General features: G+C 68.4%; 21 protein-coding genes. 7 read left to right on the top strand and 14 right to left on the bottom strand.

Going from position 1 to position 18,215, the window contains the following annotated elements; all coding sequences use genetic code 11:
- Window positions 1-87: 87 nt before the first annotated feature.
- The 4 genes from BLT27_RS07015 to BLT27_RS07000 form a co-directional block, all read right to left on the bottom strand.
- On the bottom strand, window positions 88-936 hold the full coding sequence (locus BLT27_RS07015; RefSeq protein WP_089732335.1) for an ABC transporter permease subunit: 849 nt from the start codon (window positions 934-936) through the stop codon (window positions 88-90).
- Window positions 933-1,913 carry an ABC transporter ATP-binding protein gene (locus BLT27_RS07010; protein WP_089732334.1) on the bottom strand — a complete coding sequence of 327 codons (981 nt, stop codon included), beginning with the start codon at window positions 1,911-1,913 and terminating at the stop codon, window positions 933-935. The genes BLT27_RS07015 and BLT27_RS07010 overlap by 4 nt, the downstream gene beginning before the upstream one ends.
- A gap of 158 nt (window positions 1,914-2,071) precedes the next feature.
- On the bottom strand, window positions 2,072-2,335 hold the full coding sequence (locus BLT27_RS07005; RefSeq protein ID WP_089732333.1) for a DUF7967 family protein: 264 nt from the start codon (window positions 2,333-2,335) through the stop codon (window positions 2,072-2,074).
- A gap of 354 nt (window positions 2,336-2,689) precedes the next feature.
- Window positions 2,690-3,958, bottom strand: a complete 1,269-nt coding sequence (locus tag BLT27_RS07000) for a tRNA(Ile)(2)-agmatinylcytidine synthase (RefSeq protein ID WP_089732332.1) — start codon at window positions 3,956-3,958, stop codon at window positions 2,690-2,692.
- A 181-nt stretch (window positions 3,959-4,139) separates the two neighbouring features.
- Between BLT27_RS07000 and BLT27_RS06995 the strand changes: the two genes are divergently transcribed.
- Window positions 4,140-5,141, top strand: a complete 1,002-nt coding sequence (locus tag BLT27_RS06995; RefSeq protein ID WP_089732331.1) for a transcriptional regulator — start codon at window positions 4,140-4,142, stop codon at window positions 5,139-5,141.
- 3 nt (window positions 5,142-5,144) lie between these two features.
- Here BLT27_RS06995 and BLT27_RS06990 read toward each other — a convergent pair whose 3' ends face one another.
- The 3 genes from BLT27_RS06990 to BLT27_RS06980 are packed head-to-tail and all read right to left on the bottom strand — an operon-like array spanning window position 5,145 to window position 7,171.
- Complete coding sequence (locus tag BLT27_RS06990; protein ID WP_089732330.1) at window positions 5,145-6,722, bottom strand: bifunctional N(6)-L-threonylcarbamoyladenine synthase/serine/threonine protein kinase; 1,578 nt, start codon at window positions 6,720-6,722, stop codon at window positions 5,145-5,147.
- Window positions 6,723-6,857 (bottom strand): 30S ribosomal protein S27ae, encoded by a 135-nt coding sequence (locus tag BLT27_RS06985; protein WP_089732329.1) that lies wholly within the window; start codon window positions 6,855-6,857, stop codon window positions 6,723-6,725.
- 2 nt (window positions 6,858-6,859) lie between these two features.
- Window positions 6,860-7,171 carry a 30S ribosomal protein S24e gene (locus BLT27_RS06980; RefSeq protein WP_089732328.1) on the bottom strand — a complete coding sequence of 104 codons (312 nt, stop codon included), beginning with the start codon at window positions 7,169-7,171 and terminating at the stop codon, window positions 6,860-6,862.
- Between the two features lie 214 nt (window positions 7,172-7,385).
- On the opposite strand from BLT27_RS06980, the gene BLT27_RS06975 reads away from it, so the two are divergent.
- A complete protein-coding gene (locus BLT27_RS06975) occupies window positions 7,386-9,839 on the top strand; it encodes a methyl-accepting chemotaxis protein (RefSeq protein ID WP_089732327.1) in 2,454 nt (817 codons plus the stop codon).
- Here the strand turns inward: BLT27_RS06975 and BLT27_RS06970 are convergent.
- From BLT27_RS06970 to BLT27_RS06940, 7 genes are all read right to left on the bottom strand, one after another.
- Window positions 9,836-10,378 carry a GTP-dependent dephospho-CoA kinase family protein gene (locus BLT27_RS06970; RefSeq protein ID WP_245707649.1) on the bottom strand — a complete coding sequence of 181 codons (543 nt, stop codon included), beginning with the start codon at window positions 10,376-10,378 and terminating at the stop codon, window positions 9,836-9,838. The two genes, BLT27_RS06975 and BLT27_RS06970, sit on opposite strands and share 4 nt — an antisense overlap.
- A gap of 1 nt (window position 10,379) precedes the next feature.
- The gene (gene spt4, locus BLT27_RS06965) at window positions 10,380-10,577 is read right to left on the bottom strand and encodes a transcription elongation factor subunit Spt4 (RefSeq protein WP_089732326.1); all 198 of its coding nucleotides are present in this window, start codon (window positions 10,575-10,577) and stop codon (window positions 10,380-10,382) included.
- Window positions 10,578-11,147 (bottom strand): DNA-directed RNA polymerase, encoded by a 570-nt coding sequence (locus BLT27_RS06960; RefSeq protein ID WP_089732325.1) that lies wholly within the window; start codon window positions 11,145-11,147, stop codon window positions 10,578-10,580.
- Window positions 11,148-11,151: 4 nt separating this feature from the next.
- On the bottom strand, window positions 11,152-11,538 hold the full coding sequence (locus tag BLT27_RS06955; protein ID WP_089732324.1) for a type II toxin-antitoxin system VapC family toxin: 387 nt from the start codon (window positions 11,536-11,538) through the stop codon (window positions 11,152-11,154).
- Window positions 11,539-11,541: 3 nt separating this feature from the next.
- Window positions 11,542-12,777, bottom strand: a complete 1,236-nt coding sequence (locus BLT27_RS06950; protein WP_089732323.1) for a translation initiation factor IF-2 subunit gamma — start codon at window positions 12,775-12,777, stop codon at window positions 11,542-11,544.
- A 66-nt stretch (window positions 12,778-12,843) separates the two neighbouring features.
- Window positions 12,844-13,050 (bottom strand): hypothetical protein, encoded by a 207-nt coding sequence (locus BLT27_RS06945; RefSeq protein WP_089732322.1) that lies wholly within the window; start codon window positions 13,048-13,050, stop codon window positions 12,844-12,846.
- 55 nt (window positions 13,051-13,105) lie between these two features.
- Window positions 13,106-14,938, bottom strand: a complete 1,833-nt coding sequence (locus BLT27_RS06940; RefSeq protein WP_089732321.1) for an SLC13 family permease — start codon at window positions 14,936-14,938, stop codon at window positions 13,106-13,108.
- Window positions 14,939-15,039: 101 nt separating this feature from the next.
- Between BLT27_RS06940 and BLT27_RS19675 the strand changes: the two genes are divergently transcribed.
- The 5 genes from BLT27_RS19675 to BLT27_RS06920 all read left to right on the top strand — a co-directional run bounded on the left by BLT27_RS19675 (window position 15,040) and on the right by BLT27_RS06920 (window position 18,210).
- Entirely contained in the window at window positions 15,040-15,207 is a 168-nt protein-coding gene (locus tag BLT27_RS19675) for a hypothetical protein (RefSeq protein ID WP_175526409.1), read from the top strand.
- A 41-nt stretch (window positions 15,208-15,248) separates the two neighbouring features.
- Complete coding sequence (locus BLT27_RS06935; protein ID WP_089732320.1) at window positions 15,249-16,220, top strand: DUF5787 family protein; 972 nt, start codon at window positions 15,249-15,251, stop codon at window positions 16,218-16,220.
- A gap of 216 nt (window positions 16,221-16,436) precedes the next feature.
- Window positions 16,437-17,333, top strand: a complete 897-nt coding sequence (locus BLT27_RS06930; protein WP_089732319.1) for a winged helix-turn-helix domain-containing protein — start codon at window positions 16,437-16,439, stop codon at window positions 17,331-17,333.
- 187 nt (window positions 17,334-17,520) lie between these two features.
- Complete coding sequence (locus BLT27_RS06925) at window positions 17,521-17,709, top strand: hypothetical protein (protein WP_175526408.1); 189 nt, start codon at window positions 17,521-17,523, stop codon at window positions 17,707-17,709.
- 261 nt (window positions 17,710-17,970) lie between these two features.
- On the top strand, window positions 17,971-18,210 hold the full coding sequence (locus BLT27_RS06920; protein WP_089732317.1) for a hypothetical protein: 240 nt from the start codon (window positions 17,971-17,973) through the stop codon (window positions 18,208-18,210).
- The last annotated feature ends 5 nt before the right edge of the window (window positions 18,211-18,215 follow it).

Here is an 18,215-nt window from a genome sequence, read left to right as displayed (position 1 = left end):
CGAACAGTCAGGACATAAAACAGGTAGACGAGTTACCGAACCGGAAAAACGGCTTCCGTGTCCGTGCTCCGTCTCCGAGCCGGTCGCTCAGAGATCGGCGCGGTTGAACCGGAACGCACCGACTGCGAGCGGGACGACGAGCCAGAGGGCCAGCCAGACGAAGCCGAACCAGGGCTCGAGGTAGACCGCTTCGGCGGTGCCGCCGATGACCTCGCCGGTGGTGCTCGCGCCGTCGAGGACGGTCGCGAGGGCGGACTGGTAGGCCGCGCTGGGCGAGAGGCTCACGATCCCGAAGTACCAGGTCGGGTACTGGGTGATGGTGGCGGGGAGCGCGAAGCCGTTGGCCACGTACACCGCGGCGGTGGCGACCGCACCCCAGAGGAGCTCGACGACGACGAACGTGCCGAACGCCAGGGCGGCGGCCTTGCCGCTGGTGGAGACGCTGGCGGAGATGCCGACCATGAGGCTCACGTACACCAGCGCGAACAGCAGGGTCACGCCGACGAACAGCGCGTAGTCGACCAGCGAGTACGCGTCGTACAGGGCCACGATGACCCCGAGGGCGACGACGAACCCGAGGACGATGGAGACCGCGAGCGTCGCGGTCCGTCCGACGACCTTGCCGAGCACGACGTCGAGTCGGGAGTGGGGCAGGCCGAGCAGGAGCTTCACGCTGCCGGAGTCACGCTCGCCGGCGACGGCCTTGTACGCCAGCACCAGCGCCGCGATGGAGACGAACAGCGTCGCCGACGAGGCGAGGAAGTCGTACAGCCCGAGCGCGGTGAGTTCGGGGTCGCCCGCGCCGAGGGCCTCGATCTCCGTGTACACCCAGGCCATGCCGGCCGCGAACAGGACGAACAGCCCGGTCAGCAGCCAGAGCGACCGCGAGAGGCGGGCGTCCTGGAAGTCCTTCCGTGCGACGGCGGTCCAGCTCATTGCTCCACCTCCATCGCCGCATCGGTCGCCGGTTCGGCCGCGTCGTCGCCCGACTCGGCCGGTTCGTCGCTGTTGCCCGTGTACTTGAGGAACAGGTCCTCCAGCGAGGTGCGCTCGGTCGTGAAGTCCGAGACGTGCAGGCCGGTGGCCTCGATTGCGTCGAGCACGGCGGTCTTGGCGCTCGAGATGCAGTGGACCGTGATGGTGGTGCCGGTCACACCGACGGAGCTGATGCCCGGGAGCGCCTCGATGGCGTCGAGCGTCTCCGCGGTCGGCTCGGCGTCGACGGTGACCGTCAGGGTCGCGCCGTCGCCCACGCTCTCGCGGAGGTTGTCGATGGTGTCGACGGCGACGAGTTCGCCCCGGTTGAGGATGGCGACGCGGTCACAGACGGCCTCGACCTGTTCGAGGATGTGGCTGGAGAAGAACACCGTCGCGCCGCGGGCGACCTCCTCGCGGATGATCTCGCGCATCTCGCGCGCGCCGGCGGGGTCGAGGCCGGTGGTGGGTTCGTCGAGGACGAGGAGGTCGGGATCGCCGGCGAGGGCCATCGCCAGGACGAGGCGCTGGGTCATCCCCTTGGAGTAGCCGCCGGCCTTGCGGTCGGCGGCGTCGGCGATGCCGACTCGCTCCAGGAGCGCCATCGGGTCGTCGTCGCCGGCCTTGGAGTCGATGGCGAACTGGACGTGCTGGCGGCCGGTCAGCCGGTCGTAGACGTGGTAGCCGTCCGGGAGGATGCCGACGCGCTTTCGGAGCTCGACGCTCTCGTGCTTGGGCTCCATCCCGAGCACGCGAATCTCGCCGCCTGTCGGCCGGATGAAGTCGAGGAGCATGTCGATGGTGGTGGACTTGCCGGCCCCGTTGGGGCCGAGGAAGCCGAACACCTCCCCCTTCTCGACGGCGAGGTCCACATCACGCAGTGCGGTCACGTCACCGAACTGCTTCGTCACGTTGGTAAGTTCAATTACAGAAGCCATAATAGATATACGTCTTTCGAATATTTATAGGTACTCTGATTGGTTGTGTCACGGTCTTAAAAACCGTGAGAAGTTCGAATATGGGTGAAAACGAGTTCTCGTGTTCGGTTTCGTATCTTTCGCCGGAATCAGTTCGGGCTTCTGATGCGCGCCCGGTGTCAGATCTCCTCGTCGGGCTCGTACGACTCCGCCGTGCGGGTCGCCTCCAGCGCGTAGCGCTCGCGGGTCTCCTCGTCGGGCGTCTCCTCCAGCTCGTCGGCAGGGAACTCCGCGCCCGCCGTGACCGGCGACCGGCGGACGGCGTGCTCCGAGCGCTCCTGCTGGCGGTACAGCGTCCCGTCCTCCGTCGCGTAGACGACGGTGACGAGGTTCCGGTCGCCGAACGAGCGCTCCACGAGCCAGCACTGCACGGTGTCGGTCATTGGACCGGGGTTCGGGTGGGAGGGGTTTGTCGGTGTCGGTGCTGGGCGTATCCGTCGCTTCGACTGGGAGTCTCGGCTGCATCTCCGTTGGCGAGGTATCGGAGACAGAGCACAGTCGGAACACCGTCCGGGTCGTGGGAGTCGTTGGTGACGAGGACGGCCAGAAAGCCCCTGCTGGCTCGACTCCCGGTGCTCGTTTCGCTCCTCGCTGCGCTGCGGTGCTAACTTCGCCCGAGTTCGCCGAGCCAGCAGCCCCTTTCAGTCCTACCGTCGGAGCAAGCCCCGACGAGCCCCCGTTCGCTCGCGGGCTTCGCCACGCGAGCCAGCTCCGCGCCGTATCGGAAATCCCCCAGCTCAGCGCTCCGGGTGCGTCTCGGCGTCGAACCCACCTCTCACGAGCGGTTTGGCGACGTGTCGGCGGGCACACGGCGGCACCTCGTACCAGCCGGGTTCGAGGTCGCGCTCGACGGTGGTCTCGACCTTGCCATCGGTGCTAGTGCCGCAGTCCCGGCAGCGGTAGCCCTGGTTCCGGCCCGCGGACTCCATCGTCCGGCCGCAGTCGGGACAGGCTGGGGTCACGTGCTCGGTCCGGTCCAGCTCTCGTACCGCGAACTTCTCCAGCTTGAGGGTGCCGTCGCTCACCTCGCCACAGACGGTGAGGCGGTCGCCGGGCCGGAGCGCGCGGACGCGGTCGCGGAACCGTTTGGTGGGCTCGAAGGCGGCACAGTCGACGCGGGGGCCGTCCGGCTCGCCGAACGCGACGAAGACGTGGCCGCCCTCGCGGGTCTCCGGCTCGTCGAGGACGGTGCCGTCGACCCGCCACCCCCGCTTCGGGTCGAGCGCGCCGAGCTCGCCGGCGGCGAGGTGGGCGTCGGTGCCCTGGTTGGTGACGAACAGCCGCGAGTCGTGGACGGGTTCGCTCTGAACCTCGCTCGCGAGCGCGCGGACCGCGTCCGGGTCGTCGCCGCGGATACCGTGAAGGATTGGGCAGGGTGTTCGGGGGACACAGACGGCCTCGCCCTCGACGCGGTCGACGGTGTCCCAGGCGTCGGGGTAGTGGCGGTCCGCGGCCGCGAAGAGGGAGTCCAGGTCGACGTCGCGCTCCGTGCCCAAGCGGTCGGGCTCGCGGTAGCTGATCTGCTCGTACGTCCAGTCGTCGAAGGCGGCCCACGCCCCGACGGCGGCGAGCGCGCCGACGGTGCCGCGGGCGTTGCCCCGGCCGCCGTGGCGGTAGCCGGACTCGTCGGCGAGGGCGACGGCGTCGTCGATGGCGTGAATCTCGCGGAGCGCGTCGCGGGCGAAGGCGGCGACGCCATCCGACACGCGCTCGGGGCTTCCGGGGGCGACGACGAAGCCCGGGTTCGTCCGCGGGTCGTCGGTCTCGGCGACGGCGAGTTCCTCGCGGGCGATGGCCGCGGCCCGCTCGGGCGGGAGGTCGCAGTGGACCGCGAGTGCGGCGTTCCCCCGCGTCTTGTGCTCGACGGCGGGGTTGAGCCGGACGAGCAGGACGCGGACGACCCGGCCGCCCGCGGCCGATACCCGGTCCGCGACGCGGCTGGCGACGTACGTCGTGCACATCCCCAGCTCGCGGGAGTCCGTGTCGTCCAGCCCGATGACGGTCATCGCACGGGGGTAGCGGGGGCGTCCGGTAAGCGCTTTCGGGAGCGTGGTGACGGGTCGCGAGCCCGCGGGCGCGGCTGACCTGGTACTTGAACCTTCCCCTCGAGTCCGCCCGGAATCACCGGACATCGGGTGTTTGCGCCCGACACAACACATATATGCGAAGAATCGATTACGTATGGGTATGTCCCGGGATGCACTGGTCGGTAACCTCACAGCAATGCTCCAGGACGCGGGCTTCGCCGTGAGCGACCGGTGTGCCATCCGACCCAAGAGCTTCGACCTCGCGGCCCGCCGTGGGGAGGACCTCGTCCTCCTGAAGGTGCTGTCGAACATCGACGCGTTCGACGCCGCGACCGGCGCGGAGATGCGTCGGCTGGGCGCGTACCTCAACGCGACCCCGATGGTCATCGGCCTCCGGACCCGCGACGAGGACCTGGAGTCCGACGTGGTGTACTTCCGCCACGGCGTGCCCGTCTTCGCCCCCGACACCGCCATGGGCCTGTTCGTCGAGGGCGTCCCACCACTCGTCTACGCCGCGCCCGGCGGCCTCTACGTCAACATCGATGGCGACCTGCTCGCAGACGAGCGCGAGGAGCAGGACATGAGCCTCGGCCAGCTCGCCAACGAGCTCGGCGTCTCCCGTCGCACCGTCTCGAAGTACGAGGACGGCATGAACGCCTCCGTCGAGGTCGCGATGCGTCTGGAGGAGATGTTCGACGCACCCCTCACGGCCCCCGTCGACGTGCTCGAAGACGGCGCCGACGAGGTGCGCGACGCCGAACCGACGCCGGAGGACCCCGACGCGGACCCCGACGACGAACCCATGGTCACGGTGATGACCCGTGTCGGCTTCGACGTCCACCCGACGACGCGCGCGCCGTTCAAGGCCGTCAGCGAGGACCACGAGGCCAGCGACGACGCCGACGCGTGGGACGTTCGCGAGGACACCATCCTCACCGGCCACTCGGCGTTCACCAGGGCCGCCGAGAAGCGGGCCAGAATCATGGCGTCCATCGGCGACGTGACCCGCACACGGTCGGTGTACTTCGTGGACCGCTCGAAGCGCGAGTCCGTCGACGGCACCGCTATCGTCGAGCGCGAGGAGGTCGAGAAGATGCGCGACGCCGAGGAGCTTCGCGAGCTGATCCGCGAGCGCGCCGACGTCGAGGAGCGGCCCGCCTGATTCTCACCGGTACCGACCGCGGCCTTCGACGTCCTGTAGCCGCGTGAGCACCGCTCCGTCGCCGACCGCCCGGTAGCCGTCGCGGACGGCGGCCCGCAGTTCGTCGGGCGCGTCGGCAGTCCCGACGAGGCTCTGGTCGAAGACGTGCAGGTCCATCGCGTAGTCCTCGACGTGGTCGGTGTGGTAGCCGAGCCCGAAGTCGACGAGGTAGGTGCGGTCGTCGTCGCCGGCGACCCGGACGTTTCTGGTCGTCGGGTCGCCGTGGACGAAGCCGGCGTCGTGGATGGTCGCGAGGTGACGGCCAACGTCGCGGACGCGTGCCGTCGAGAGGCCGTCGCGCAGGTCCGCCGTGCCGACGTGCTCGAACTCGATGGTCGCCGACCGGACATCGATGTCGCGGACGACCGGTGTCGGGACGCCGGCCCGCCGGGCGAGGCTCGTCAGCCGGGCCTCCTGCACCGTGCGGTCGCGCCGCAGCGTCGCGTCGAGCTCGGGGTGACGGTACGTCTTCGGCAGGCGCCGCTTCGTCACGTGGTCGTCGTCGAACTCGACGACCGCCTCGGCACCGCGAACGGGCCCGGACTCCGGAGCGATGGCCACGTCCTCGTCGTCGCCGCGCCAGGTGACGGGCACCTCGTCGGGCCGGAAGTTCGGGTCGACGCCCGAGTCGGAGACGGCGAGGGTGTCGTCCGCCGCGTACATCTTCGCGCCGAGGACCGCTATCATGCCAGCGTTGTCGCGCAGGAACCGGGGTTCGGGCGCGAAGAAGTCCGCGCCGCGTTGCTCGCACATCGCCTCGAGCATCTCGCGGAGGCGGGCGTTCTGCCCGACTCCGCCGCCGAGGACGAGCTCGTCGCTGCCGGTCAGCGACAGCGCACGTTCGGAGACCTCCGTGAGCATCGCGAAGATGTGCTCCTGCAGCGAGAAGCAGACGTCCTCGACCGGCGTCCCCTCGTCGTAGGCCTGCTTCGCCGCCGACATGATGCCCGAGAAGGAGAAGTCCATCCCCTTGACGACGTAGGGCATGTCGACGAATTCGCCGTCCTCGGCGTGGGCCTCGACCTTCGGGCCGCCGGGGTGCGACCAGCCGACGTGGCGCGTGAACTTGTCGATGGCGTTGCCGACGCCGGTGTCCATCGTCTCCCCCAGCACCCGGTAGCGGCCGTCACGGTAGCCGAGCAGGTGGGCGTTCGCGCCGCTGGCGTTCAGACAGACCGGCGACGAGAACCCCGAGCGATGGCGCCCGATCTCCAGGTGGGCGACCATGTGGTTGACGCCAACGAGCGGCACGTCGAGCGAACCCGCGAGCGCCCGCGCCGTGGTGCCGACGATGCGGAGGCAGGGTCCCAGACCGGGACCACGCGAGAACGCGACGGCGTCGATGGGGCCGTCGACCTGCGCGAGGACGCGCTCTACGACGGCCGGGAGCGCCGCCTGCATGTGCTCTGCGGCTTCGCGCGGGTGAATGCCGCCGCTCTCCGGTTCGTAGGCGTCAGATTCGATGAGAACGGCGTCGGCCTCAGCGTCGTAGCAGGCGGCACTGGCGCACCAGGCCGTCCCCTCTACGCCGAGGACGCGCATCTACTCCCACTCGGTGTAGGAGCACTTCCCGCAGTGTTTGCGGTCGCCGTAGTCGCCGAGGAACGTGTCGCCACAGCGCGGGCACAGCTCTCGCTCGGCCTCGCCGTCGTCGTTGTAGTACTCGTAGCGTGCCATCGTCAGGCCTCCTCGGCTTCCTCGCCGGCCTCGTCGGCGACGATCTTGTTGCGGTCGAGCATGTGGTCCTGTTCGACGTCGCGGGCGCGCTCTGCGGTGTCGTACACCTTCGCGTGGCCGACGGTCTTGCGCATCCCGAACTTCGTGTCGAGCGTGCGGATGACGACCTCGTCCGCGTCCTTGTTCAACATCGCCGCGAGGCTGTCGCGAACCGAAAGACGAGACGGGGTCGCTTCCTCGTGAACCATCTCGAACTTCACGTCCGTTCGGTGCAACATGGGGTTCTCCTCCTCAGAGAGTATCTCGATGTCCATGGTATCCAGTTACCTAATCTACCCCGCGAAGCGGGTAAAAGGATTTCGAAGTGGGAGGTTCGACCGCTGAGGCGACTGGTGACCGGCGGCGAACGACCTGGCGAGCAGTAGCGACGTTCCCTGCCGACGTTCTCCACGGTCCTCGGTACCGTAGTTCGGTTCGAGTGACAATAACTGCCGAGAGCTTTATCAATCACCCACTGAATTCAACTGTATGTTCCAGTTCGTGCGGATGCTCGTTCCGAACGCGATTCGGAAACGGTATGCATTGAAGTTCGCAATCGCACTCGTTCTCCTCGGCGTCGTCGTCGGCGCGGTCGGGCTCGCCGCGACCGCGCAGGTCGAACAGGAGGTCAAACAGGGGACCAACGACGAGTACGCCATCCTCGCGAATCAGGAGGCGAACGAGCTGGCGAAGTGGAACGAACGGAACCAACAGCTGACCCGTATCATGTCGACGTCCGAGACGGTCGAGCGCGGCAACATCTCCCGTATCTCGTCGATGCTCTCACAGCGCAGCACGCTCGAGGACGTCGAGGCTATCGAGTACATCAGCCTCGACGACCGGACGATAGAGGCGAGCACGCGCGGGCTCGAGGGCCAGAGCGTCGACAGCATCGGGATGTCGTCCACCAGCGCACTCGACGGTATCGAAGGGACCGAGAACCCCCGGATGGTCGACGTCTACCAGAACGGCCAGCTGCAGGCGGTCACCTACGCCGCGGCGACCGGTGACGGACACGCCATCCTCCTGACGATGAGTGCCGACGCCTACTCGCTGAACCTGCGCGGTACCGTCGGCGACTCCGGCGCGACCCTCGTCATGGACAGCGACCGGAACATCCTCTTCGACGACCAGTTCGCGTCGCTGTTCTTCGGCCAGACCTACGACGCGAACCGTGCCGGGGACATCACCGGGGTCGCCGGCGGCAGCAGCAACGACAGCGCGGCGCTCACCACCAGCTCGCCCGACAGCGTCCTCGACAGCAGTTCGTACGGTCTCAGAGGCGGCTACGTGGTCGGCTACGCACCGGTCGAGGGCACTGACTGGGTTGTCGCGGTCCACAAGCCCCAGGACGATGCCTACGGCGTCGTCTCCGACATCTCCCAGAACGGGCTGTACGTCACCGGTGGCATCGTCCTGCTCATCGGTCTCGTCGGCGCGGTGCTCGGTCGGAACACGTCGGCCTCCATCGACCGCCTGCGCAGCAAGGCCGAGAAGATGGAGGAGGGCGACCTGAACGTCGACTTCGAGACCGGCCGGATCGACAACATCGGCCAGCTGTACGCCGGCTTCGCGTCCATGCGCGACGCCCTGCGCGAGCAGATACAGAACGCAAACGAGGCCCGTGAAGCCGCCGAACTCGCCCAGGCCGAGGCGGAGGAGATGAACCGCCATCTGGAGCAGAAGGCCGACCAGTACGCCCGGGTGATGCAGTCCTGCGGGGACGGTGACTTCACCGCCCGCATGAACGCCGAGTCCAAGTCCGACGCGATGAGCGACATCGCGACCGAGTTCAACCAGATGATCGGCGAGATCGAGACGACCGTCGAGCGCCTCAAGCGCTTCGCGAGCGAGGTCGCGACTGCGTCCGAACAGGTGACGGCCTCCAGCGAGGAGGTCCGCTCCGCGTCCGAGCAGGTCACTGAGTCCATCCAGGAGATTTCGGACGGGGCGGAACGGCAGAACCAGAGCCTCCAGAACGTCAGCGGCGAGATGGAGAGTCTCTCGACGACCACCGAGGAGATCGCGGCCTCCTCGAACGAGGTCGCCGACATCGCCGAACGGACCGCCGAGACCGGCCGTGCCGGTCGTGACGCCGCCGGGGACGCCATCGAAGGGATGCGCGAGATCGAGACGGACTCCGAATCGGCCGTCGACGCCATCGACCAGCTCAAGGCCGAGATGCAGCAGATCGACGAGCTGACCGAGTTCATTACCGACCTCGCGAAGGAGACGAACATGCTCGCACTGAACGCGAACATCGAGGCATCGCGGGGTGCCGGCGGCAACGCCGACGGGGAGGGTGAAGGGTTCGCGGTCGTCGCCCAGCAGGTCAAAGAGCTGGCCGAGGACACGAAGGAGGCCGCCGAGGACATCGAGGAACGCCTCGAGCGCATCCAGGAGCAGACCGACGAGACCGCCGAGGAGGTCGAGAACACGGCGGCACGTGTCTCACAGAACGTCGAGTCGGTCGAACGGGCGGCCGACGCACTGGACGAGATCGCCGAGTACGCCCAGGAGACGAACACGGGCGTCCAGGAGATATCGGCGGCGACCGAACAGCAGGCAGCGTCGACGGAGGAGGTCGTGGCGATGGTCGACGACGCGGCGACCATCTCCGAGGAGACCACCAGCGAGGCCGAGAACGTCGCCGCCGCCGCGGAGGAGCAGACCACCGCGCTCACCGAAGTGTCCAACAGCGCCGGCTCGCTCAGCCAGCAGGCGTCCCGCCTGAGCGAGGCGCTCGACCGCTTCGATACGGACGCCTCCGACAGTGCGGAGGGCCTGCTCGGCGAGGAACTGCAGCTCGAGGACTCGCTCGACGGCCAGCCGACGCAGGACCCGGCAGGGGACGACCCGGGGACGGTGCTGGACGGTCCGGCCGACGAGCCCGCGGCTGACGACGTGGAGTTCGAGTTCGGCGAAGGTGCGGACGAGGACTAGAGCAGCTCGGCGACCCGTTCGTGGTCGCCGTCCATCCGGTCGAGCAACGACCGCATCTCGCGTTTGTTCTCCGGCGTTACCTCGACGTGGACCATCCCCTCGTCGGGCTGTCCGTAGACGACGCTCGCACCGTCGGGCGCGAGCAGTACCGCGGGCAGGGTCGCGAGGTCCTCCTCGCCGTCGACGAAGATGGTCGTCGCCTCGCCGTCGGCGAGCGCCTCGCGAAGCGCGACGAGTAGCTCCGCGGTGATGGTCCCGGCCGGGTTCGGCACGGTGACGTCCGCGTCGACGACCGCCTCGCGGACGGCCTCGTCGACGGGCGCGCGTTTCGTCCGCTCGTCGACCAGGGCTACGTCCGGCTGTCGCCCGGCGCGCACGAAGTGGTAGGTGACGATGTCGCCGACCGCGACGAGCGGCCCGGTGACGTCCTGCAGAAGGGTGTTCGCGTCGGTCTCGACCGGTCCCAGCGGCTCCTTGAACGCGCTGCGGAGCGACTCGGGGAGCGTGAGCACGACCGTTCCGTCGCTGTCCCCGCTCACGTCACCGAACCTTCAGGGCGTACTTGCCGGGCTCGGTGACCTCCATCTCGGTGGCGATGTCGGAGCGCTCGGGGTGGGCGATGATGACGTAGCCCGCCCAGTCCTCCGTCAGCGAGCTGGAGCCACAGGACTCACACGTCGCGTTGTTCGGCTCGTTCACCCGGTGGCACTCGCGGCAGACGACTCTGTCTTGGGCCATCTAATCACCCGCCTGCGCTTCGCGCTTCTGTCTGTCGTCCTCGAGCCAGCCGTGCTTGCCGAGGCCGGGCTGTTTCGCCGTCAGCCCGATCTTCGAGTCCCGCGGGTTGCGCTCGTCGATGCTCTTGGTGACGATGCGCGCTCGGACGGCGTCGTCGACGCCGAGCGTTCGGTTGGACTCGCTGGAGGCGAGCTGCTGGTTCTCGTGGTCGAAGGCGAGGTACTCGTCGGAGATCTGCGAGACGTGGAGCAGCCCGTCGACCGGGCCGATGCCGACGAAGGCACCGAACTCGACGACCTCGACGACGGTCCCGTCGACGACCTCCTGCATCTTCGGGTCGAACGTGACCGCGTCGAAGTCCGCCTCGTAGTAGACGCCCGGGCGGTTCGGGAGGACGGTCCCCTCGCCGATGTCGTGCACCTTCGTGACGGTGACGACGCTCCCGACGTCCTCGTCCATGCGACCTTCGAGCTTGTCCTGCAGCAGTTTCTTCACGAGGTCCGGGCTGACGTCCCCGAGCTCCTCCGGCGGCACCTCGACCGTGTCCTTGAGCCTGACGCGTTTGTACATCTGTTTATGGTTGAGTTATTGCAAGTTTGTTCTTGCCCCGTAAAGCTATTACCGGAACGCCCGCGTCGAGGACGCGGTCGCGCAGGGGCAGGTCGTTGGTGACGACGTACGCGGCGTGGCCCTCGCGGGCGAGTTCGACGATGGCGTCGTCTGCGTACGATTCCTCCGTGTCGACGACGAGACAGCGTTCCGTGACGAGGTCGTGGCCGACGTTCGCCGCCGTGCCCTCCTCGCCGCCCTTCTCGGAGAGCCGGCGCAGTTCCTCGACGACTGCCTGCGGCGCGACCGGGTCGACTCCCTCGACGAGGCGGTCCAGCTCGTCGAACAGCCGCACGTCAAGCTCGACGGGCATCATGAGCGCACTCGTATCGAGAGCGACCCGTGTCGACATCGGCTATCCCTGGAGCGTGCCGACGCCGATGAGCCGCCAGCGTGCACCGACGCGACGGTTGATGGCGATCTTCGCGCCGTCGGGGGCACATACCGGCCGCTTGAGGTTGACCTCGCACTCGCCCTCGCGGGCGGAGGTGACCGCACCGACCGTGGTGGCGGTGCCGACCGTGAGCATCAGCGGCTCGCCGGTGTTGATGTCCTCGACCTCGCCCATGTCGTCGCCGACGACGCGGTCGAGCAGGTCGACCGACATCGTGAACGCCTCCCACGTCGGCGGGAGCTTCCCCGGCGGGCCGGCGATCTGGCCGGCGAGTGCGTCACCCTTCGTGTAGGACGGGTCGAGGCCGGTCCCGACGCCGAGCAGGCCACCCGGCGAGGCCTCGTCGACGGTCTGGCCGCCGGCCTGGAGCGAGCGGACGGTCGTCTCGATGGGGCGGTACTCGGTCTGTCCGCCCTCCTCGACCTCGCGCCCCGGGCGGACCTCGATGTCGTCGTCGTCGTTGAGTCGGCCGCTGACGAGCGAGCCGCCGATGACGCCGCCCTTGAGTTGGTCCCAGGTCGTCCCCGGGCGGTTGATGTCGAACGACCGCGCGACGTGCATCCGTGCATCGGCGTCGGGGTCGCGGTCGGGGGTCGGGATGCGCGTCTCGATGGCGTCGATGAGGACGTCCATGTTGACGTCCTGCCCGGCGCTGACCGGGATGACGGGCGCGTCCTCGGCGACGGTGCCCGAGACGAACTCCTTTATCTGCTCGTAGTTCTCGCGGGCGCGGTCGGCGTCGACGAGGTCGACCTTGTTCTGGGCGATGACGATGTTCTCGATGCCGATGATGTCCAGCGCCATCAGGTGCTCCTCGGTCTGGGCCTGAGGCACGTCCTCGGTCGCGCTCACGACGAGGACGGCACCGTCCATGATGGCCGCGCCGGAGAGCATCGTCGCCATCAGCGTCTCGTGACCGGGTGCGTCCACGAACGAGACCGTGCGGACGACCTCCGTGTCCACATCGTGTTCCTCGCAGGTGTCCGCGACGGTGTACGCATCGGGCTCCTCGCACTCGGGGCAGCGGCGGAACGTGGCGTCCGCGTAGCCGAGGCGGATGGAGATACCACGCTTCATCTCCTCGGAGTGCTGGTCGGTCCACTCGCCACTGAGCGCCTGCACGAGTGTCGTCTTCCCGTGGTCGACGTGGCCGACGAGTCCGATGTTCACCTCCGGTTGTTGGTGGTTTCCTGCCATATCGAGAGTAATCTTGGCTACGACTACCCCTGTGCGCTTGATAAACCCACCGTTCTCAGACGCCCGTTACTCGGCCGTCTCGGTTCCGCTCGGCCCCGAATCGTACGCCGCCAGCAGGAGCCAGAACGGGGTCACGACCACCGCGCCGAGGCCGAACACCATCGACACGACCTGCACCAGGTCACCGGTGGCACCCTGTGTCGTCAGGATGAGGATGCCGAGCTGGACCACGACGATTCCGAGCAGCGGGGAGGTACCGTTGGATGAAGCCATTGGCGATGGTCGTAGTTGACGATTGATACTGGGTGTGGTTTCGGCGGTCTCGGCCTCACCCCGGCGGCCACAGTACGCCGATACCAAGCGTCGTCACGACCGCGAGGAGCAGCTGCAGCGGCGCGCCGACCCGCAGGTAGTCGGTGAACCGGTAGCCGCCGGGGCCGTACACCATCAGGTTCGTCTGGTAGCCGATGGGCGTCATGAACGCCGTCGAGCCCGCGAACGTCACCGCGAGCACGAACGAGAACGGGTCGCCGCCCAGTTCGGTCGCGGACCGTGCCGCCACCGGCACCAGCAACGCGACGCTCGCGACCGGCGTGATGACGTTCGCGAGCAGCCCCGTCAGCACGTAGAACACGCCGACGACCAGCAGCAGGTCGGCGCCCTCGGCCAACAGCACCAGCAGCTCCGCGAGGTAGCCCGCGCCGCCGGAAGCCCGGAGCGCCGCCGACAGCGGGAGGATGCCCGCGAGCAGGAAGACGACGTTCCACGACACCGCGTCGTAGGCGTCGTCGATGTCGAGACAGCCCGTGACGACCATCGCGACGACGCCCCCGAGTGCCGTGACGACGATGGGGAAGTGCGTGAACGCCGCGAGCCCGATGACGGCGAGCAGGATGCCGATGGCGACGGGCGTCTTCGGGGAGAGCCGGGGGTTCTCCGTCTCGCCCGCCGGCCCTCTCGTCACGAGCACCTCGTCCTCGTCCGCGAGGAGTTCGGCAGCCGTCGAGGTGGCGTAGACGAGCAGCGAGTCGCCGCCCGAGAGCTCGAAGGCGTCGAGGCGCTCGTGGGTGACCTGGCTCCCGCGCCGGATGGCCATGACCGTGCTACCGTACCGCTCCCTGAACCGGAGCTCCGCGAGCGTGTCGCCGACGAAGTCCGACTCCGGGGGGACGACGAGTTCGAGCAGTTCGCCACGGATCCACGGCGCGCTGAGGCTGTCGCCGGTCACCTCCTCGCGGGGGAGCTGCCGGAGGTCGTACGCCTCCGAGAACCGGTTCACGTCCTGCAGGTTCGCCCGGACGGTGAGCACGTCGCCGGCCACGATGTCGCGGTCGCTGCCCGGCGCGATGAACACCTCCTCGTCGCGGACGAGCTGGAGCACGTCCACGTCGAGCTCCATCGACGTGAACGCGTCCTCGACGCGCTGGCCGACGAGCGCCGAGGACTCCCGCACCCGGACCTGTGCGAGGTAGTCGGTGACCTCGTACGTGTCGGTCACGTCGAGCGTCGGCGGCACCCGGTCGGGGAGCAGGTGCGGCGCGACGGTCAGCAGGTAGACGCTCCCGACGAGGAGGACGACGATGCCGAGCGGCGTGAGTTCGAACATCCCGATGGGGCCATGGTCGGGCACCAGGTCCGTCGCGACGAGGTCGGAGGCGACGATGTTCGTCGACGTTCCGATGAGCGTCAGCATTCCCCCGAGCATCGCAGCATACGACAGCGGGATGAGGAACTTCGACGGCGAGAGGTGGCTGTCCTCCGCGAGGTCGCTGATCATCGGGATGAAGACGGCGACGACGGGCGTGTTGTTGACGAGGCCGGCGAGCGGCCCCGTCGTCCCGACCGTCGCCGCGAGTACCCGTCGCTCGTCGCCACCCGTCACGCGGGCGAGGAACGCGCCGAGCCGCTGGACGGCGCCGGTCCGCTGGACCCCCTCACTCAACATGTACATCGCCATGATGGTCACGGTCGCGGCGCTCGCGAACCCGGAGATGGCGGTCGCTGCATCGACCGTAGTCCACGGCTCGAGGACGACAAGCGAGACGAGGACGGCCAGTGCCGTCACGTCCGGCGAGACCACCTCCCTCACGAACGCGAGCAGCGCCGCGGCGGTGAGGCCGAACACCACGAGCATCGCGGTCGTCGGTTGTGGGACCGCCATTGTCCGTCGTTCTCCCGTCGAGCAAAAATAGCTACCCCATCTGCCGACGGAACCGGTACAACTCCGGGTATATGTCCTCGTGGCCGTCCGCCAGTTGTTCAATGGGCACCACCCGCTCCACCACCGCCGGTATCGACTACGAGCCCGTCCCCGTCTCGAACCTCGCCCGGTTCGCGCTCCCGCTGCTACTGTTCACCTGGGCCGGCCTCCTCCCGGTCGTCGTCGCCGGCCTCGTCTTCGGCGTCCGGGCCATCGGCGCGTCGCTCTGAGCCGGAGACGGACTTTTACTCCCCCGAGACCAACTCCTGCTGTGCGCGAATTCGCGTTCGAACAGCGGCTCTGTGTCTGTCTGGAGCGGGCCGTCGACGGCGTGCTCGCACGACAGCTCGGCGGCGGCGTCCACAGCGCACGGCGAGTGCTCGACGTGGTCCTGGTCGAGCCCGGGCCGGCGTTCGACGACCGCGCTGCCATCACCGAACGGACCATCCCACACCGGGCGATCGAGAGCGACGTGGGCCGTGGCCGCTCGCGGGACTGGCGCGGGGCGTTCGACCTGCCAGCGGAGCGAGCCCAGGGCATCGTCGAGCGCGCGGTCGACGTCGGTTTCTTCGAGCGCGACCCGCCCGCGGGAGCCGAGCACGTCCGGCGAGCGTGTCGCTACCCGGACGGCTGGTTCGACCGGCTCGTCGCCGTCGAGAACAAGCCCGACCTCGGGACGCCGGGCGACCTGGAGACGCAGCTCCTGAAGGACGTCCGACTGGGCCTCGTCGACGAGGTGGTGCTGGCGACGGCGAGTCACGTCACCCGGGCGCACCTGAACCGCATCCCCGAGGCTGTCGGCGTCTGGCGCTTCGACCCAGAGACGCTGGAGCGTACCGTCGTCAGGGAGCCGAGGCCGCTCGACGTGGACGCGTACGGGACCGAAATCGTCGAGGAACACCCCGGCTGGACCGAGGTTCACGTGGCGACGCCCACCGCCAAGGAACGGGCTCGACGGCGGCTGGCCGAGCGTGCCTACGGCAAGGGCTGGCGCGTCGACGAGTTCCCGGGCTGTGCGCGGGTCCGGGACGAAGCCGTCGCTGGTGGTGGCGGCCTCCCGCACTGCGAGTGGAAGGGACGCGTCGTCGACCCGGGGAACGAGTGTGACCCGGACTGTCCGGGGTTTGAGGAGGGCGAGTCGCCATCGGTCGACGTGTCGGGCGAGCGCGACCGACGGACCGGCTGGGTGGCGGAGCCGGACGGTCTGGCCAGCAGACAGGCCGGGCTGGACCGCTTCGGCTGACCGAGGCCGTCGCGACTGGCTGGCGAACAGACGGCACAGTCGGCGGGGAACGGGCCGGGGTGCCGTACGACCGCTGACCGGCCCGTCTCGACTCGTCAGGGCACGCCCTCGTTGGTTCCGTCTTCCCGTTTGAATCCTCGGCCGAAGACCTGTCCGAAACTCTACTAAAACGGAGTTGAGGGAACGCTTTACTCGACCGCTGTTGAAATACTGTCCATGAGCAAACCGGACATCAACGAGTGCGAGACGTGCGTCGCGCCTGCGGAGGCGTTCTCGGTGGTCGGCAACGAGACGCGGCTGTCCATCCTCGAGGCGCTCTGGCAGGCGGACGACCGACCGGTCCGGTTCTCGGACCTCCGAGAGACCGTCGAGATGCGCGACAGCGCCCAGTTCAACTACCACCTCCAGCAGCTCACCGACCAGTTCGTCGTGAACACCGACGACGGCTACGACCTGCGCTACGCCGGGAAGAAGGTCGTCCGCGCGGTCATCGCCGGCGAGTTCAACCAGAACCCGCGCTGGGGCCCCCACGAGCTGGACGCCGACTGCGTCACCTGCGGCGGGTCCCTCGTCGCCGTGTACGAGGACGAGTGCATCGCGGTCGACTGCGCCGACTGCGGCCACCCCCACGGCGAGTACCCGTTCCCGCCGGGCGGTCTGACCGACCGCGACCGCGACGAGGTCATGCGCGCGTTCGACCAGCGCGTCCGGCACCTCCACTGTCTCGCCGCGGACGGCGTCTGTCCGGAGTGCAGTGGGAAGATGACGAGCCACGTCGAGCGCGAGGGCGACTGCTGCATCGGCTCGGACGTCCGCGTCGAGCACGTCTGCCAGCAGTGTGGGCACTCGCTCTGTTCCGCCATCGGCCTGGTGTTGCTCGACCAGTCCGACGTGGTCCACTTCCACCGCGAGCACGGCGTCGACCTCAACGGCACGCCGTACTGGGAGCTCCCGTGGTGCGTCTCCGACCACGGCACGACCGTCCACTCGACGGACCCGTTCTCGGTCACCGTGACCATCGAGCTCGGCGGCGACTCCCTCGCGGTCACCATCGACGACGACCTCGCCGTCGCCGAGGTCGAGCGCACGGCCGCGGTGCCGGCCGACGACTGACCTGTCCCGCCGTCTCGTCCCCGTCCTGCCGCCTTGCTCACCTGCCAGCAGTTGGTGTAGAGAGTTTCAGTATCTCCGTTTACAGAAATATCCTCCAGGTGACACTTATGGGGTCGGCGTGCATACGACTACATAAGAGCAGATGAGTACGACCACCCACACTCGAACCGAGTACAGCCGTCCGACCGTGTCCGTCCCACAGGGTCTCGGTCGCGCACTGTTCGCCCTCGTCGCACTGCTGACCGGTGCGGGGCTGGCCGTCAGCTTCGTCCCGGGCCTGCTGTTGGTCGCGGGCCTCGCCCTCTGGGCGGGCCTGCTGGCCCTGGTAGTCCTGGCGCCCGTCGCCGTCGTCCATGCCGTCGCCGCGTCCGCCTGACGACTCGACGACGACCCTGTCATCCCACCCCTGTCGGTCCGGCCGTCCCATGTCGTCCTCGCTGACGTTCACACGCCAGTCGGCAGACCCCTGTACAGCCGAGTGGCTGCCGTCGTTCCCCCGGGCTCTCTCGACCCAGTTCCTTCCACGCTACCTCCCGAGACGTAGCTCGGCCAGTGGTGAAACGAATTTCAGTACACGAGCTTACAGAAATGTTTTGCAGATTACACTTATGGGGTCGGCGGGCATACGTATAGTTGAATGAGCACGAACACCACCACCGCGCTCGGCCCGAAGAACAGCACTCCCACCACCACCGTCCCGCAGGGACTCGGCCGCGTCCTGCTCGCACTCGTCGGGGTCGTCGCGCTGCTGACGGTCGCGCTGACGCTCGTCCCCGGTCTGGCCCTCGCCGTCGGCCTGACTGTCTACGCCGCGCTCCTCGTCGGGGTCGTCGCGAGCCCGTTCGCGCTCGTCCACCTCGTCGGCGAGGCGCTCTGAGCGGA

Origin of the sequence: Haloarchaeobius iranensis (genome assembly GCF_900103505.1) — an archaeon.
Lineage (GTDB): Archaea > Halobacteriota > Halobacteria > Halobacteriales > Natrialbaceae > Haloarchaeobius > Haloarchaeobius iranensis.
This window is presented reverse-complemented; position numbering and strand designations above follow the sequence as displayed.